The following is a 17,795-nucleotide window of genomic DNA, read 5'->3' as shown; positions in this document are numbered from 1 at the left end:
TCTGAGCTCTCTGTGGATTTGAAACACGTAATGCATATCTAGTAGACCGAAAGAAATCTTTGCTATCATAAACAGTAGAGAGATTAGTGCGAGTCCCCAGAATTTGATTCCCTTGATTTGCAACATTCGACTGTTAATTAGCCCGAGTATAATAAGAGCATAAATACCGCCAAAAAGGGCTATATAAAACAAACTTGCAATTTGAAAGGTCTTCGTTTTTTGCGATTTCTCATTAAGAATGGGAGTATATGTATTCATTTGGTCTCCTTTATACGAATATTCTTTCAACTACTAGAATCTACCAATTATCTATAGTCTAATGTACAGCAATTCTGGAAAAATTGTCTAATCATTTTTTGTCGTAAATTGTTGTGGAGGAATAGAAAAATGGAGCCACGCATCATTGCGGGCTCCGTTTTCTATTTATCCTTACTTATGAATCCAAACTAATCCAGCAGAATTATCTTTCGCTTCACCGACAACTCGGAATTTCAATCCATAATTCGGCACAAGGCGTCCGGCGTCAGGAATTAATGCGTTCATGTAGCTTTTGGAATCGGAGAATTCCTCTACACCTTGCAATGATTTATAATTGTACTCGCCTCTGGTTGGGTTGTTGATGTACCATGAAGGCGTCTTGTCTAGTGAGAAGGCTGCATCTGCGACTTGATAACGAGTCGTTTGCGCGACGGAATCCTGTCCATCTTTTTTGAATATTAAAGCATCGGAATGAGAATCTACGACACCTAGGAAGCCTTGTCCTGGATGGATACCGACCCAGTTGTCGAGATAACTGTCATCTGCATACCAAACGACAAGTCCGGTATTATATTTGACACCACGGCTGTAGGCAAGAGCTTTGTCGGCACCAGCGTAGTTTCTCCATTCCAGATAATAATAGTGCTTCTTAAGTTCCATACCATTCGAAACTACAAAGCCGTCCAAGTTAAATTTAGGAGCGCCTTCAGCATCGTCTGAGAATACGACTTGACCATTTACGGTTAACTTTGCTTTATCCATGGCAAAACCATTCAATGCGAGTCCACCATCTGTGACGTAGTCAAAGTGGAGGGTAACCTTTTTGCCGGCAAAATGGCTTAAATCATAGGACTTATCAACCCAAGCTCCGTTTGTCGTTTCCGCACGCGCGTCGCCATTCGTATCATTGTCACCAATAATATCGAGGGTAACTTGTTCATTATATGTTGATGCTGTAACCGTTAAGTAATCATACTCAAACTCGACATCGTATAAGGTTTTAAAGTCAAATGTAGCGGTTTGTGCTTGTGTTAAATCAAACTCAGGAGTTGAGAGAGAGGTATGAAGATTATCGCCTTTTGTACTGTAATAATAGTGTGCACCGAATGCGGGTTGAATACCTGGAACCGCTTTATCCGGCAAATTAACTTTAACAATACCTGGGTTTTTCGACTTCGTTACGCTCTGATCAATAATCGCAGCCGTACCTAATTTTGTAATGTCATCTGCATCTATTTCACTTACATTTGCCCAGTTTCCGCCCATGGTCTTCTGGAAAAACTCTTTGTTTTGAGGTGAAAAAGAGCTAGGTGTTGTGCCGGCAATTTTACCGTTCCAACTACCGCCGCTCATGATGGACCAAGAAGCAACGGGCTCGCCTTGTCCGCTATACTGAGTATCGTACTCATCTGGCAGCCCTAAGTCATGACCGAATTCATGAGCAAAAACGCCTACGGCACCGTCTTCAGGTTGAATGGTATAGTCATAAGCAGCCATACGGCCCCCCCAATAGTCGACCCCCGCAGTTGTGCCCGCAATCGGATACACACCATTTAAAGTCCAGCGGTGAGACCAAATCGCATTATCGCCTAATTGACCGCCGCCAGCTTCTTGACCTGTTCCTGCATGAATAATCATCAGATGGTCAATGATCCCGTCGGGTTCGTTTTGGTTGCCATCCCCATCTAAATCGTATTGGTCAAATTGGTCATAATCAGCCAGATTAATGCCGGATGCAACTGCTGCTTTCAGAGCATCTTTCACAAGATCACGAGGACCCAGAGGATTCAAATTATCATGACCGCCAGCAGGGTTATCATCGCCGTATTGAGCAGCTTGACCAGGAACGGTTAACCAATCGGATACGTATCCATTTACGGTATAACTGCCACCGGATTGCTCTTCATAATACTGTTTAAAGGTTTGAATTTTGGAACCATCGAATAAGGTGAAATCATTATTTCCAAACATCAGCTTCTGATAATGATCACGATTGAAATCGTTTGCAAACATGTAACCAGGCTCTTGTTTGACATTGTTATGTTTAAAATCCGAGAATTCAGTCAAAAGAACAAGTACTTTATCTTCACGAACAGGACCGTTGTATGTATCTTGTTTTGCCGAGGGTACGGGTATGCCATTTGGATTTCCTTTTTTAAAGTTCTCCTGGCCTTTGTTCAATTGCGATAACAGCTTGGTTTTCTGCTTCGCTATAAAATCCTTTGATTTTTTGTCTATTTCATCATGCTGCGTGTCTTCTTTTGATTTAACACTTTTATTGTTTTTAGTGGATACGTATGATTTGACGGCTTTGGCGATTTGTTCAGGTGTTGCACTTTTGCTTAGCAGCCCTCTGTCCATCAACCCTTTGGCCAAACGTTCATCGTCTACAATATTAAAATCTACCGGCGGTGCTTCAAGTGCCTCTTCGTAGTTGGATCCTGCTGCGAATACAGATGATGTTGTGAAAAGTCCTGCTGTTAAACTCGTTGCTAGTAAAAAACTAGTGATTTTCAAGGTGCTTTTTTTCAAAATGAAACCTCCTACAGAATAGAGTATGAAACTTATCCATATTTAACCAATGGTATATTAAAATTAAATAATAGTTTGACTATTCTAGTAAGTGCTTTTAGTCCTGCGTAGTTTGACCCACATTTCCATAGATTCCATAATATGCTAGACTTTCCTCCTACATATGCGATACTATCTTCCTATCATGTCTATCATTTATGGATGAAAGTATGAAGGGGGAAGAAACGTTGGAACACGTGAAAATAGGTACTGGAAGTCGCAGATCTTTAATGGCAATCCTAGACCGTATTTGGAAGTACAAGCTGCATTATATAATTGTCATACCCGCTCTTCTTTTGATTGCCTTATTTAAGATTTTTCCAATAATCACAAACATAGTGATGTCCTTTAAGAATTACGTTGTTTTTCGAGGACTATGGGGGAGTCCATGGGTCGGCTTTGATAATTTCTTTCAATTGTTCAGGAATGCTGAGTTCCAAAACGCATTTACAAATACCCTGATTATCAAATTGGCGTATATAACGATATGCGGAATGATTGCACTCGTGGTTGCTTTAGCGGTGAGTGGTGTAAGGTCCAGCAAGTTGAGGAATCTTACTACAACAATAGTTCTTATGCCATTATTTATTCCATCGGTTGTTGTGGCCTATGTGATATCCCATATGTTGGCACCTACCCAGCTAGAAAAGCTTAATCTTCATTTATTTATACTAGGAGATCCCAAGTTTTTTCTACCGATGCTAGTCATAGTTGAGGCACTGAAAACTTGCGGTATACCGATTTTGATAGCTTTGGCTGCAATTGAATCTAAGCGTACTTTGCTGCTTACTCAAAACATAGCTAGTGAAAGCTATAAAAGATCACATGTTATCCCAGCAATCCGGTCGATTCTTGTGTTTGCGGTGTTTCAACTATCAACCATTCTTTCCACGGACTTCGAGCTTGTCTCGAGTTTATATAATCCGTTAGTTTACGAAGTTGCAGATACCATAGATACATTTTCGTATCGATCCGGACTAATTAGCGGTAAATATAACATAGCAAGTACTATTGGGACGATTCAATTCGTTGTGCAGTTGTTAGGAACGTTTGCTGCTTACTTGTTAGTAAGAAGATTTTTTTCACATGATCTTTTCAACAATTCAAAAGGTACTGAGGCTATTCAATTGCATAGTAAACTTAGACATACAATAGGTATTATTGTTTCAACTTTATATGCTGTTGGGATCATGGGGCTGATTTATTATATATGTATTCAACCTTTCACTGTCCGCGGTACTTCCGGTTTAAATCTGTGGCAAGTATTACCTGTTAGTCGATATGTAGGTTATTTTGTGATTAACTTTGCTGCGGTAATTGTGAATCTATTCATCACTGCAACGTTAGCTTATCCGTTAACAGTCAAAGATTTGCCAGGAAGAAACATCTACAAACTAGTATTACTTTTTGTCTTAGCAGCCGGCTCAGGAACGATCTCTGAATACTTTGTTATCAAAAGCTTTGGAATGATTAATACGGTATATCCACAGATGGTTCTTGGATTTTTTGCAATTTTGAATGTGTTTGTAGTAAAGAGTATGTTTAACAGTAAATATGCAAGTCTTAAAGAACAAAACGCTGAACAGGGGTGTGGGGGACTATATACCTTTTTCGCTTTATTTATTCCAAAAGTTTGGAAAATCCTAATCGCACTTGGTGTCCTGCAGTTTGTAACTTTGTGTAATTCGTACTTCGTTTCGTCCTTGTATATGTCGAATTCGAATACTTTTTCACCGATTATGGTCTTTAGAACTATGACAAATGGTGTAAATAAGATGGGAATCGAGCCTGGAGACCCGATTGTTATGCAGATAGCGGCAATAATAACTTTACCTTCACTTGTGCTGCTGCTTGTGTTTCGTAAATGGTTAACTTCTGAAGTTCTGATTAGTCAAGTCAGGAAGATGTAGCATGAAATTGACTATAAAAAAAGGGGTTTATGATTATGAAAATAAAACGAGATTAGGGGATTGAGAAATCGGAGGTTACGGTTATCCCGAAAGTCATGTTTTGACGTAATCTTTGTAGAAATGCCTGCCCATAGACGAAGCTAAAATCCTCATCCTCGCGCACCCAGCGGGCATGGGGTTTATTTTTTAACAGGATAAGAAAAGCATAAAAATCAACTTCTTTGCAAAACATAAAGCGAAATGAAGGTAAAATATGTTAGTTGTTTCTTATTGAGGTGATTCTCATTCATGAACCGAACTCTGAAGTTATTGTGGAAAGATCTCAAAAAGATGAACAAAGTGAAGCCTGCTCAAGAGAATAAAGTAAAAACGGAATTTAACAGTTTTGAACAATTAATGCAAGTCGCAGCTCTATCCAGTGATTTTATAGAGAGTTTTATAGAGCTCCCTCTTCAAAAATTAAGTATTTCCTATTACAAGACGTTGATTGATGAACATTTACTGCAGCATAATTTGATTCATACTTTGCAGCTTCGTGCATGTGAGCATGAAATCACGGCAATAGAAGAGATTTCGGCATGGGTTCCTATCGACCAAATTATGATTACTGAGGATATTAAAGTCATACAAAGCAATCTGTTAAAAGGGTATGCGATTGTTCAAATACATAAGAAGGATCGCAAGTGTGCTTTAATCAAGTTCTCATCCAGTGAGGGTTCGAGAGATCATAACACAACGGAAAATGAATTTAGTGTTGTTGGTCCTAAAGTAGGATTTGTAGAGAAGATGGAGATTAATATTCATCTATTGCGTACTCAAATCAATATCCCCAATTTAATTGTTAAGGAATTAACGTTAGGCACCGTTTCAAAAACCAAAGTTGCGATTGTTTATCTGGACGGCGTAACGAATAAAGATAATCTGCAGATTGTCGAGCAGCGTTTACAAGATTTTGATTTCGATGTTATTTTTGATTCTTCGCAATTGGAGCAGATCATCTCGGATAATTCCTGGACGCCATTTCCACTTTTTGTGTCAACGGAACGGTTGGATCGAGTTGTGTATGGTCTTATTTACGGCCAAGTTGCCATCGTTAGTGACGGCTCGCCTTATTTTATTACAGGACCCTCGACGTTATTTGATTTCTTCTTATCTCCGGAAGATTACTATCTGCCATGGGTATTGGGATCCTTTTTTCGGCTCTTCCGCATTTCGGGCGTCATTTTCTCCGTATTTGCTTCATCGATTTATGTCGCTTTAACGACGTTTCATTATGAAATGATTCCAATAGGTTTATTAGGGCCGCTGATTTTTTCTAGGCAAAATGTTCCCTTTCCTCCGGTACTTGAAGTACTCTTTCTGGAGGCTACGATTGAGTTTCTTCGAGAAGCAGGAGCAAGGCTGCCAACAAAGATTGGTCAAACGTTAGGTATAGTCGGAGGGATCGTTATCGGGCAAGCGGCCGTTGAAGCGGCATTAACAAGTAATATTCTGCTTATTATTGTGGCTTTATCCGCATTAGCCTCGTTCACGACCCCCATCTATAAGATGTCGAATACGATTCGTTTTCTGCGCTTCCCTATTATCTTATTGGCTGCCTGTTGGGGCAATTTGGGGATTGTCATCGGGATCTGCCTCTTGCTCATTCATGTTACGCGTTTAAAATCGCTGGGTACCCCATACACAGTGCCCATCTATCCATTAAGAATGAAAGATCTCAAAGACAGCTTTATTCGGCCTTCCTATGAGGAAACTACGTTAAGACCAAGTTATTTGAAAACTAAATCGTCTTTACGCTATAAACCTAAATCGAATAAGAAAAAAGATTTTGATGAAGAATGAGTCGACAATGTGCGGGGTAAAAGATGCATCTCCTAAAAGTTTGTCTAAGTCTTATTTGTATGACCTTGATATCCGCTTGTGCGAATCAGAAGCTGGTAGATGAAATTAAAATTATCCAATCGATCGGTTTCGATTTAACGGAAAGCGGCGTTAAAAGTGTTGTTCTATATCCTATTTTTGAAAAGAAAAATGAAGCTCAATTAGAGATTTTGGACACAAGTTCGAATTCCTACTACGATATCATTCCAAGGCTAAATACGAAAACAAATGATCCCATTGAGTATGGTCAATTGAGGATGGTTTTGTTCGGGAAATCCTACACACAAAAAGGAATTGATACTGTCGTACATAGTTTATGTCGAGATGCCAAAGTTGGGACTCGCATTCATCTTGGGGTTGCAGAAAAGGAGGCTTCCGAATTATTAACGGCCTCGAAAAAATACAAGGATCCCTACTATATATCTGGGATGATTAAACAGAACATAAACCATGGAAATTTACCTATGACGAATCTGCATGATTTTTTATTTAATCATTATGGTGTGGGTCGGGATCCCTTTTTACCTTATATCATTCTCGAACGTGGAAATTTAAAAATAGATGGGATAGCTTTATTCTCATTCGACAAGCTAGTAGCCACGATTAACATGAAACAAGCATTTATTTTGAAAATGTTAATTGATAATTCAAAAAATGGCAGCTATATGTATCCATTGAACGGCTCCAAGTCGGATAAGGATGAATTTATTTTATTGCAAAGTATCGGATCTAAAGTAAAGTTTACCGTCGATCAAATTTCGCCTAACCCTAAGATTTCAATCAAAGTGATTTTGAAACTACAAGTCAAAGATGTACCTACTTTAATTGATTTGCTACAAGAGAAACAATTAAGAGGGCTTGAGCAAAAAGTCGGAAGCTATTTTGAAAAAGAAATTCAAAGCTTTATTTCTTTTTGTCAAAAAAATAAGGTAGATCCTGTAGGATTCGGTGATTTGGTAAGAAGTAAATCAACTAGCTGGGAAGAGAAGGACTTTTATGCAGTTACGTATGAGCAAATGAAGACGAATGTAAAAGTGGACGTTCACATTATTCAGACGGGAGTTGGCGAGTAGATTGGAAAAGGAATCCCATACCATACCTCCCTATCTCGTTTTTTTTCTTATTCATAGCAGTATGATTGGGGTCGGCATCATGAATTTCCAGAGAGAGCTTATTAATCACGGGGGCTATAATTCGTGGATTTCTGTTCTCTTGGCTGGGATCTCTATTCATCTCCTTGTATGGATCTTTTATCGATTGCTGTCCACAGATCCGCTGAATTCAGATCTAATATCACTAAATAGAGCTTGTTTTGGCCGAATGGTTGGAAGTCTGCTGAATGGCTGTGTCGTGTTATATTTTTTCTTGGTAGCATTTAGCGTTTTTAGAGTTTTTGTTGAAATTGTTCAAGTTTGGCTCTTTCCCTCTATGAGCATCTATCCGGTAAGCTTCGTTTTCGTTTTGGTCATTTATTATACGATATCTGGCGGGTTTCGTACGGTTGCCGGGATGAGTTTTTGGGGCATCTTACTTCCATACATCGTAGTTGTGCCCCTATTATTTTTTGTTTTAAATTACATACATCCGCGGAACTTGCTCCCCCTCCATGTAAGTTCAGTTAAAGAAATGTTACTTTCCATCAAAACCATGGTGTTCCAATTTTCTGGTTTTGAAGCCATATTAGTCATTTATCCGTTGGTTCAAACACCCAAACAGTCTTACAAATGGGCACAGCGAGCTGTTCTCTATACGACTTTCATTTACTTAGTGATTACTCTCATTACTTTTATGTATTTCAGTCAAGGACAGATGACACATGTCATTTGGCCAACGTTAACGATGCTCAAGATCATCGAAATACCACTTATACAACGATTAGAGTACATCGTGATTTCAATCTGGTTTCTTAAAATACTAGCGACTGTCTCCATTTTTCTATGGGTCGCCTGCAGAGGATTGAAAACCGCGGCACACATCAAGCACCGAACAAGCTTACTTATTTTTCTAGCTGGTTTTATGATCATACTCATGTTGTTCTTTAAAGATCGAACTAGTATTAGTCAATTATCCAGTTTTAGCTCCAGCGTGGGTTTTTATTTTATTTATGTGTACATTCCTATTTTATTTATTATTGTTCTTTTAAGGAGCAAATGGATGTCGAATAAACTCAAAATAGCACCTCTTAGAAACGAATAACTCGGATATTGAAAGTGAAATGATGGCAAGAAATGACAAAGCGTATTACAATTTATCAGGAACGTTAATCGGAATGCGGTCCATAGGGCTGCATTTTTTTTGTGTAAATTAAAGGGTCATTTCTGTATTATGACCACTATTTCTTGAAATCGTCTGCTAGTTTCGCTAGTTGGGCGGACCTATAATGAAGTCAAGTAAACGCCATCATTTAGCTTTTACAAGGGGTAAATGTTTACAGACCGTATATAAACAGGAGGGTGTTAATCAAATGAAAAAACTGGTAGTGCTAGGACTTGCTGCAATGTTTGCGCTTACAGCATGCTCAGACAACAAAACAACGACAGAAACGCCAAAGGCAACAGGAAACGCTAAGCCAGCCAAACTGTCGCTTAACTGGTCGGTTATGAGTGGACTTATGGGGAATGTGACACTGCCTTCCGCAGACAAAGATTTCGTCAAAAAAGCGATTGAAGAGAAATTTAACGTTGATTTGAAAATCGATTATATGGTGACAGGCAAAGAATATCATGACAAATTGAATGCTACCTTGGCGGGCGGAAGCGCTCCTGATCTGTTCATCGCCGGTGGTGCCGAGTCCCAGAAGTATATTAACGACGGTATAACGGCTAACCTGAGCACATTCATCACGAAAGAAACGATGCCTAATTACTTCAAATGGGTATCGAAAGAAGAAGTAGATGCGTTCCAACTCAAACAAGGTGAGTTTACTCGCGCTATGGTGCCTTTCTCACGAAATACCTATGCTTCCTGGTATATTCGCCAAGACTGGCTCGATAAGCTGGGGTTGAAGTCTCCCAAAAATTTCGAGGAACTGACCAACGTATTAACCCAGTTCACGAAAGCAGATCCAGACGGCAACGGTAAACAAGATACTTACGGGTTTACGGCAGCAGGGAGCGGGCAAAATCTTCCTTTCGACTTCCCGCAATGGTTGAACAACGGTTTTGTAGCCGATTTCATGATCGTTGACAATAGTTATGTAGACAATCGTACGGATCTTAAAGTACAAGGTGTTATCGATCAAGTTGTGGATTGGAACAAAGCGGGAATCGTAGATCCGGACTGGTTCTTGAACAAACCGCCAGCTCATTTTGATAAAGCTGCCCAAGGTAGAGTCGGCATGTTCTTCACCGCTGGCGACAAAACAGTGGCGCTGGACAGTGTGGCTACAAGCGTACAAAATCGTACGAAAGCTCTTGATCCAAAAGCCAATTGGCAGCCGATCTATCCGCTCGACAAGCCGATCATGTGGAAATACAACGTTCCTACAGATACGTTCTTGATAAGCAAAGCTACAGCCGATAAGAGTCCAGATAAAGTGAAGCGTTCCTTGGAAATCGTTAACTGGCTTGAAAGTGAAGAAGGCTTCTTATTGACCCATTTCGGGCAAGAAGGTAAGCACTACACGAAATCTGGCAACAAGATAACATTAAATGTTGCAGCTTTCGAAGCTGATATCGCCAAAGCAGGCAACTGGCTGAATGTGTATGCAGCATTTACACCGGAAGATCCTAATGTACTTGGATTTGAACTCATTGATTCCCGTGTTTCCGAGCATGACCGTGCGATTCTGAAAACGGTTGAAGGCTTCCCGAAACATAACGCATTGCCTCCAGTAAGCTTAGTTCCTCCTGCAGGCATTAACATCGGGGATTTCCGCAAAGAAATGAGCAAATTCCATGCCAAAGCTGTTCTCGAAGACAAAAGCGGTAAAAATTGGCCGCAATACCGTGAAGAACTGATGACCAAGTTCAAAGGAAGAGAAATTTTCACCGAGTATACCAAACAATTGAACTCCGTTATGAAAGATAAGAAACTGAACGATTTTAAATAAACGTGTCGAGGCATCGAGGGGAACCCTGGGTTGTTCATGGGTTCCTTCTGCCTTCCAACAGAGATACGGCTAGGAGGATATGGCGATGGCAGAAACCACAACTGCATTGAAAGAGAAACCTACAGCTACACGCCCTGTAAGGCAAGGCAAACTAAGAAACATTTACCACAGCAGATGGTTCTACCTCATGATGATACCCGGACTGGTCTATTATATTCTGTTTCATTATGCTCCTATGGCGGGAACCTTGATTGCTTTTCAGAACTACAACTTGATGAAGGGCATCTGGGGAAGTCCTTTTGTCGGCTTCGATAATTTCCGAGTCATTTTCGATAATCCTGAATTTTTGCAAATTATGAGAAACACACTGTTAATCAGTGTTTACAAAATTGTGGGCAACATGGTGCCTGATGTTATCCTTGCGCTTATGCTGAATGAAGTCAGGGTACTTTGGTTCAAAAAAGCCGTACAAACCATTACTTACGGACCTTATTTTCTATCCTGGGTCATCGTGTATGGATTAGCTTTTTCTTTCCTTGCTCCAGGTTCTGGTTTGATCAGTACGTTTGTACGCGATATGGGTTGGGGACAAATCGATTTATTGACGAACAAGGATTTCTTTAGACCGATGCTAGTGCTTTCGGAAATTTGGAAAAATACAGGATTCGGAGCCATCATTTATTTGGCGGCTTTGGCATCCATCAACCAGGAACTTTATGAAGCTGCCGTCGTGGATGGTGCAGGACGTTGGCGTCAGCTCTGGCATATAACGCTGCCTGGTATCCGTGATGTATTCGTGCTCATGTTGATTATTAGAATCGGCGGCATACTGGATGCAGGCTTCGATCAGGTTTTCATCTTCTTGAATGCCCGGGTGTATGATGTCGGGGACATAGTGGATACATGGGTTTATCGATATGGCTTCGAACGTCTGGAGTTTGGCGTTGCAGCAGCTATGGGGGTTTTCAAATCCTTGGTAGGGCTCATTTTGGTTATAGGTGCAAATAAACTGGCTAAGAAAGTCGGGGGATCCGGCATATGGTAGATTGCATGTTGGAAAAGGAGGGGGATTACGATGTCATTCGTACTCCAAAAATCAAAAGGGGATAAGGTTGCCGATGCGGCTATAAATACCGTTCTGACCCTATTTGCCCTCGTCACATTGTTTCCGTTGTACTATGTCGTTGTCGTTTCGTTAACTCCTTATATCGAGGTCATGAAGAATGGCGGTTTCGTTATTTGGCCCGAACATCTAACTTTTCAAGCATATAAAGAAATATTCGGAAGCGCGCGTATTCCACAAGCGTTGAAAATTACCGTCTTCATCACGGTTGTAGGCACGACTTTGAATCTGCTGGTCACCACACTGCTGGCGTATCCGCTATCCAAGAAGTCTGTTCCAGGCCGCAATATGATCCTGATGGCGATCGTGTTCACGATGATTTTTAGTGGCGGTATTATACCACTTTACATTATGGTTCGCAGTCTCGGATTGTACGATTCGGTTTGGGCGCTCGTTATTCCAGGCATGGTCTCCACGTTTAACTTATTGATCGTCAAAACGTACTTTGAAAACCTTCCGGCGGAAGTAGAGGAGGCAGCTAAAGTGGACGGTTGCGGAGATATACAGACCCTATTTCGCATTGTCCTACCGTTATCGGCACCTATTATGGCTACCATTGGTTTATTTTACGGAGTTACACATTGGAATGAGTATTTCAAAGGTATCTTTTATATTTCCGATAAAACGCTTATGCCTATGCAGGTTGTGCTTAGAAGCATGATTCAAGCGCCGAATGTCAGCTCGGAGCTGTCGATTAATTCATTAGCTCTCGATGCACTGCCTCCGGAAACGATCAAAATGGCCGTAGTTGTTGTAGCGACGTTACCGCTCCTAATCATCTATCCGTTCTTGCAAAAATATTTTGTCAAAGGTGCATTGCTAGGTTCCGTTAAGGGGTAATGGTGAGCGCATATGAGTAAAAAGGAAAGATTTAGGTACAAAGAAGTATTGACCATGCTATAATGTTTGAAAAGTTACAAGCCCTCGATATCGGGGGCTTTGCTGTATCCTCAAAGGATAGGGGAGCGATTCTAAATGATTCGTCGGATAACAGGGAAAAGCTTCACTTCCAGCGTCAGCACCAAGCTGTTTATCCTTACTTTTTTGTCCGTCATTGTACTTTTTCTGGTGATCGGCATTTTCGGATACCAGCGGCTTTTCGAGCCGATCAGGCAAAACAATGAAGAAGTGCTGCAGGGCTCCGTCGTGCAGGTTGAAAATTACATCAAAACATTGATGAACTCTATACAAAGTCAACTGATCTTTCTCTCCAATCCGGTTCTCTACAATAAAATGGACGAAGCCGACTACACGGAGCTGATCGATAATATCATGACCTACCATCAAGATCAGATCCATAGTATTTATCTGATCGAATTTGACAAAGTGAAAATTAGCTCTCCCTATGGATATCGATTTTACATCACTCCCGAGCGGATCGAAGAAATTAAAACGCAGACAAGTAAAACAGGATTCTGGTGGAGTCCTCCCCGCTCAATCAATGAGCGCTCAGTTATTACAGTTTCTAAACAAATCGACAGTAACCGCGTCGTTGCGCTGGATTTGAATTTGAATGCGCTAACCGGTCCGCAGATCATTCAAGGCGAGCAGCGCCGAATTTATCTGTTTACGGGCCAAGGCGATTATTTGTCGACGAACACGTACCTCGCCTATCCGAAGACGTTTAAGGATCATTTGGAAATGAAGGAGGCTTTGCAAGCCTTAACCCAGACGAGCGGGACGGCTTACAATACCGTTCACACTTCTTTTGGAGATTATAAGGTGCTTAGTAGCAATCAAAATCGCTGGGACTGGTTTGTTTTCTCCGTCATCGAGGAATCGCAGGCGTTTCCTTTGCTGGATTCGCTTAAGAAACAGCTGGTGCTAGTGCTGTTAATCGCCATTATTCTGGCGGTGATCGTTTCCGTATGGATTACGAACTATATCCGCAAGCCAGTTACTGCTATAACCCGGCAATTCAAGGCAGCTGCGCGCGGCGAATTGGGAGCTCGGATTAAACTGAAGCGCAACGACGAATTTACACATATTGCTGACGGTTTCAACAGCATGATGGGCAACATCAAGTCGTTGTTTGATGATTTGCGGGTAGCGGAGGAGAAGAAGCGGCATCATGAGCTGAAGGTGCTGCAATCGCAGATTCACCCCCATTTTCTAAATAATACACTGAATGCGATTTACTGCTTGGGTGAAACCGGACGAACGGATGAAATGTGTGAGATGATTCGCTCGTTGATGGGGCTGCTGCAGTATTCAACGGACAAGGTCGGCGATATTGTGACGGTTGAGGATGAACTTCGGCAATTGGAAAACTATGTTCAGATTATGAACCTCAGGTACGGGGATGTATTCGAGATGGACATTGCTGTCCCGGAGATCATCTTTAACACGGCAATCCCGAAGCTAACGTTGATTACTTTGGTGGAGAACAGTATTTTCTATGGGCTCACTAAAAAAGAGGTTAACCATATCATTGTCTCGGGGAAAAAAACGGAGGCTGACTGTGTCCTGCTTGAGGTTTCGGATACAGGACCAGGGATTGTTCCGGAGAAGCTTGCCATGCTGACGGAAGATACGGGGACGCCTAATCCTTATAAAGGTTTAAACAATCTGGGGCTTCGTAATGTGCAAGAACGGCTTATTATGACATTCGGTTATCCGTATGGTCTGCATTTTCAAAATGAGCCGGATGAAGGGTTAACGGTGACGATTCGTCTCCCGATAGGAGATCTTCGAGAGAAATAAATGTTGCGGAAGGGGAAAGTGCCATGCTGAAGCTGCTGATGGTGGATGATGAACAATGGGTACGTGAACGCTTTTCCGAACGGATTCCTTGGTCGGATGCGGGGTTTACGTTTATGGGAGCCGCATCGGGAGCCGAAGAAGCGATCCGAATGATCGAAAGGGATATGCCGCATCTGCTGCTGACGGATATTACGATGCCGAATATGAGCGGATTAGAACTAGCTGCCTATGTGCGCAAGAGGTGGCCGCGAATCCGGATTGTTATTCTGACAGCTTATGGGGAGTTCGAATACGCGCGCCAAGCGATTGAGTTGGGTGTGGATAACTATTTAATCAAGCTGGCGCAGACGCCGGAGCAAATTCTGGACGCATGCCGCAAGGTAGCTGAAGAGATTGAGCAAGAGATGGATGTAGATCAAAAGCTGGAAATGCGCCGTAAGTTGGAATGGGAAAAGGAATGGACCAGGAAGCGCCAGTGGACGGAGCGATTGGTGGACGATGATGGAAGCACCCATGCCCGTACGATTCCAGAAGAGTGGTTCGAAGGGGTGGCCCAGGCCAGTTATTTGGCGGGATTGACCATAGGCTGGAGCATCCCTACGGGTTCCGAGCAATTTGAGTTAGCGGAGGAAGAGCTAGTTCAACTCCAAAGGCAAGTAGGCGAAGTACTGGAGCTGAAACTGGACCAGCGGATGCTTGGTGAATGCAACCGGATGGTGATGCTGCCGATTCGGCAAAGCCGGTTGTGCCTGCTGATCGGATCCAGACAGCTGCTGGAAAGCTTTAAGATGAACCAGCTGGCGTTGGCAGCACTGGAGGCTTTAAGGAATTTTGCTCCCGTTAAGAGCTTTATTCATGTTGGCCCGGTAAGGGAAATAGGCAAACAACCTTTGACTGTAAAACAGATTACCGACGGGTTACGAGAAGGATTGGATGGACTAGCGGCTTACTTCTATAAGTCGGATTCGTCTATTGTAGGAAAACAGGCGTCGACATTCCGGCGATTCGATGAGGAGCAGATCCGCGAGTGGATTGCTGCTGTGGTAAAGGCGATGCTGCGGGAGGATGCCGAAGCGTTCCAGGAAAGCGTTGCTGTCATAACGAAGCTTCATAATCCCCCGATTCATCCGGCGGATCTTTTGCGTATGACACGACAAATGTTTCACCCAGGGTTTGTTAAGCTTCCAGCCTCAGTTGTCGAACGTTTAAGTGGAATCGATCGATTGGAAACGTGGACGGATTACTGCGAATGGTGGGAAAAAACGATTCACGTCGTAAACGAATGGATGAACAATCGCTTTCATTTGTCCGCATCGGTGCGCAAGGAAGTTCAACTCATGATTCGCTATATTCGCGAGCATTATAAAGAGGATGTGCAGGTGGCAGAGCTTGCTAAGCTTGTACAACTGCACCCCTCTTACGCGGGTCAGATGTTCAAACAGGAGTTCGGCGAGAACTTCTCGGATTATTTGAACCGAGTTCGCATGGAAAAAGCAAGCGAACTGTTGGGACGGACGACGATGAAAATTTACGAGGTTTCTGGGGCTGTAGGCATTTCCGACTACCGCTATTTCTGCAAATTGTTCAAGAGCCATACAGGATTTACGCCTACGCAATATAAAAATAAACAAGAGTAAAGGTTACGAGCCAAGCCGTCATGTTGAGTTATTCATGACGGTTTTTTTGCATTCGGATATGTGCAGATATTTGGAAAATTAACAGATCTTTAAATAGGCGAGAGATCAGGTAACTTGTCAAAGAATGAGCCATTTCCAAGGACTAATGGACTTGTTAAGATCACATTGTTCAGGCAGCACATAAGAAAGAGGGAATCCTGCATGGCAAATGAATGGCTAACTACAATTTGATTAAAGGTATTTGGTCGAGTGATTGGGTTGGCCTGAAATATTATGCGATGTTTTTTCAAGACCCGAACTCATTTAGATTGATAAAGAACACATTTTTGCTTGGGATTTATTCATTACTGTTTGGTTTTGCACCACCGATCGTTTTGGCGCTGCTGCTTTATGGTCGGTTATTACAGTGTCAACGCATTTATTCGCAAATTCAAAAAGTTTACTGGCGTCCCGCCGGGCGAGTTCCGCAAGGTGAAAATTGATTTTTGAGTGAAATATAAAACACGGGAATAAATGATAACACTTTTCAAAAACTTACCGTCAATGCAACCTCAAAGTTACTGAATATCAACACTAACTTTGAGGTTGAGCCATAACTAGAGCAGGAATTTTACTTTTTGTGGAAGGTGACCAAAGGAGAATAGACATTGTATAACCTGAGTGCTCCGTGTGCTGGAGTCGAACGTTCAACATACTATGATCAAAACTTCAATTAACCTCTGCGATCAAAGGTCCGACAAGCTCTTTCAAGAACAGAAGCTTACCTGGAAGCGTAGGCATGTAAGAGGAGGGAACCCACATGTCAGCGCCGTGACGAAGTGTCATCCATAATGACATTCCCTGCCATTGCATGCCTCTGCCTAATACCCCATCACATCCGCCGATGATCCGATCTGACTGAAGAAACAATCCGGGACCAATCGTGTTTGCCGTACATGGAACAAGTGTCGTACGGCTTTTAAAGCTTGTTATCGCATTTTGCTCAATAGTAAGGGGATGAAGCTTGGCTCCAAGTCGAAAAGCTTGTTTTTTCCATTCCTCTTCCGAGCTGAATTCCGCTGCAAAATGTGGCTCCCAAAAAGCAATGTGGCACATTCGGCCGATACCGAAAAGAGTAACAAGTTTTGCACCTTCGGACTTGAGTTTTTCAATTTTCTCTAGATAGGTTGGTAAATTACTCTTCGTGGCAAAATTACGCTGCGCTACCGGTACAGTTAATTCTTCAAGAGGTCCATAAAAGGCCATCTGCATCGCATATTGAAAAGAACCTGAATGTGTCGGCTCCATCGTGTTGCCTTCTGCGTCGCTCCATTCATCCATATTAAAGCCATATACATGGGCACAGCTAATGTTCCAAGCCTTTAAGAAATAAACAGCCCATTTGTACATGCCCATTGGTCCTGCCGGTAGTATGAGTGCTAATTTCCTGCTCTCTATTGCAGCTTGCTGAATTTCCAAGGCTATTTCATGGCCTAGCATCATGTCAAAATCTTGAACTTGTTCACACATAACAGGTGAAAAATCGGGATGCCAAAAGGCTTGTCGTTCCATAATTGCCACTGCAGGATGGCTGCAGATGTGGTCAATCTTGGCTAGGTCCCAACCTTCTGGGTAGAAGCTATCCATTAAGGTTCCTTGCTTAGTATTGATAAAGTTCATTT

General features: G+C 42.1%; 12 protein-coding genes. 10 read left to right on the top strand and 2 right to left on the bottom strand.

Going from position 1 to position 17,795, the window contains the following annotated elements:
- Positions 1 to 429: 429 nt before the first annotated feature.
- Positions 430 to 2,790 carry an immune inhibitor A domain-containing protein gene (locus tag ACBP55_RS25300; protein ID WP_464645649.1) on the bottom strand — a complete coding sequence of 787 codons (2,361 nt, stop codon included), beginning with the start codon at positions 2,788 to 2,790 and terminating at the stop codon, positions 430 to 432.
- Positions 2,791 to 3,017: 227 nt separating this feature from the next.
- Here ACBP55_RS25300 and ACBP55_RS25295 point away from each other — a divergent pair, with 227 nt between their 5' ends.
- The 10 genes from ACBP55_RS25295 to ACBP55_RS25250 all read left to right on the top strand — a co-directional run bounded on the left by ACBP55_RS25295 (position 3,018) and on the right by ACBP55_RS25250 (position 16,616).
- Positions 3,018 to 4,739, top strand: a complete 1,722-nt coding sequence (locus tag ACBP55_RS25295; RefSeq protein ID WP_464645648.1) for a hypothetical protein — start codon at positions 3,018 to 3,020, stop codon at positions 4,737 to 4,739.
- A 330-nt stretch (positions 4,740 to 5,069) separates the two neighbouring features.
- Positions 5,070 to 6,581 (top strand): spore germination protein, encoded by a 1,512-nt coding sequence (locus tag ACBP55_RS25290; RefSeq protein ID WP_464653408.1) that lies wholly within the window; start codon positions 5,070 to 5,072, stop codon positions 6,579 to 6,581.
- Positions 6,582 to 6,604: 23 nt separating this feature from the next.
- Positions 6,605 to 7,693, top strand: a complete 1,089-nt coding sequence (locus tag ACBP55_RS25285; protein WP_464645647.1) for a Ger(x)C family spore germination protein — start codon at positions 6,605 to 6,607, stop codon at positions 7,691 to 7,693.
- Positions 7,683 to 8,816 carry a GerAB/ArcD/ProY family transporter gene (locus tag ACBP55_RS25280; RefSeq protein ID WP_464645646.1) on the top strand — a complete coding sequence of 378 codons (1,134 nt, stop codon included), beginning with the start codon at positions 7,683 to 7,685 and terminating at the stop codon, positions 8,814 to 8,816. Before ACBP55_RS25285 ends, ACBP55_RS25280 begins: the two co-directional genes overlap by 11 nt.
- Before the next feature lie 268 nt (positions 8,817 to 9,084).
- Positions 9,085 to 10,671, top strand: a complete 1,587-nt coding sequence (locus ACBP55_RS25275; protein WP_464645645.1) for a hypothetical protein — start codon at positions 9,085 to 9,087, stop codon at positions 10,669 to 10,671.
- Positions 10,672 to 10,756: 85 nt separating this feature from the next.
- Positions 10,757 to 11,716: an ABC transporter permease gene (locus ACBP55_RS25270; protein WP_464645644.1), complete on the top strand. Its 960-nt coding sequence runs from the start codon at positions 10,757 to 10,759 to the stop codon at positions 11,714 to 11,716.
- Positions 11,717 to 11,746: 30 nt separating this feature from the next.
- A complete protein-coding gene (locus ACBP55_RS25265; RefSeq protein ID WP_464645643.1) occupies positions 11,747 to 12,634 on the top strand; it encodes a carbohydrate ABC transporter permease in 888 nt (295 codons plus the stop codon).
- Positions 12,635 to 12,769: 135 nt separating this feature from the next.
- A complete protein-coding gene (locus tag ACBP55_RS25260; protein ID WP_464645642.1) occupies positions 12,770 to 14,497 on the top strand; it encodes a cache domain-containing sensor histidine kinase in 1,728 nt (575 codons plus the stop codon).
- A 23-nt stretch (positions 14,498 to 14,520) separates the two neighbouring features.
- Positions 14,521 to 16,134 carry a response regulator transcription factor gene (locus ACBP55_RS25255; protein ID WP_464645641.1) on the top strand — a complete coding sequence of 538 codons (1,614 nt, stop codon included), beginning with the start codon at positions 14,521 to 14,523 and terminating at the stop codon, positions 16,132 to 16,134.
- A gap of 212 nt (positions 16,135 to 16,346) precedes the next feature.
- Positions 16,347 to 16,616 carry a hypothetical protein gene (locus tag ACBP55_RS25250; protein ID WP_464645640.1) on the top strand — a complete coding sequence of 90 codons (270 nt, stop codon included), beginning with the start codon at positions 16,347 to 16,349 and terminating at the stop codon, positions 16,614 to 16,616.
- Between the two features lie 226 nt (positions 16,617 to 16,842).
- On the opposite strand, the gene ACBP55_RS25245 is transcribed toward ACBP55_RS25250, so the two are convergent.
- Positions 16,843 to 17,793: a 6-phosphogluconolactonase gene (locus ACBP55_RS25245; RefSeq protein WP_464653407.1), complete on the bottom strand. Its 951-nt coding sequence runs from the start codon at positions 17,791 to 17,793 to the stop codon at positions 16,843 to 16,845.
- Between the last annotated feature and the right edge of the window lie 2 nt (positions 17,794 to 17,795).

Source organism: Paenibacillus sp. WG02, assembly GCF_055396115.1.
This window is presented reverse-complemented; position numbering and strand designations above follow the sequence as displayed.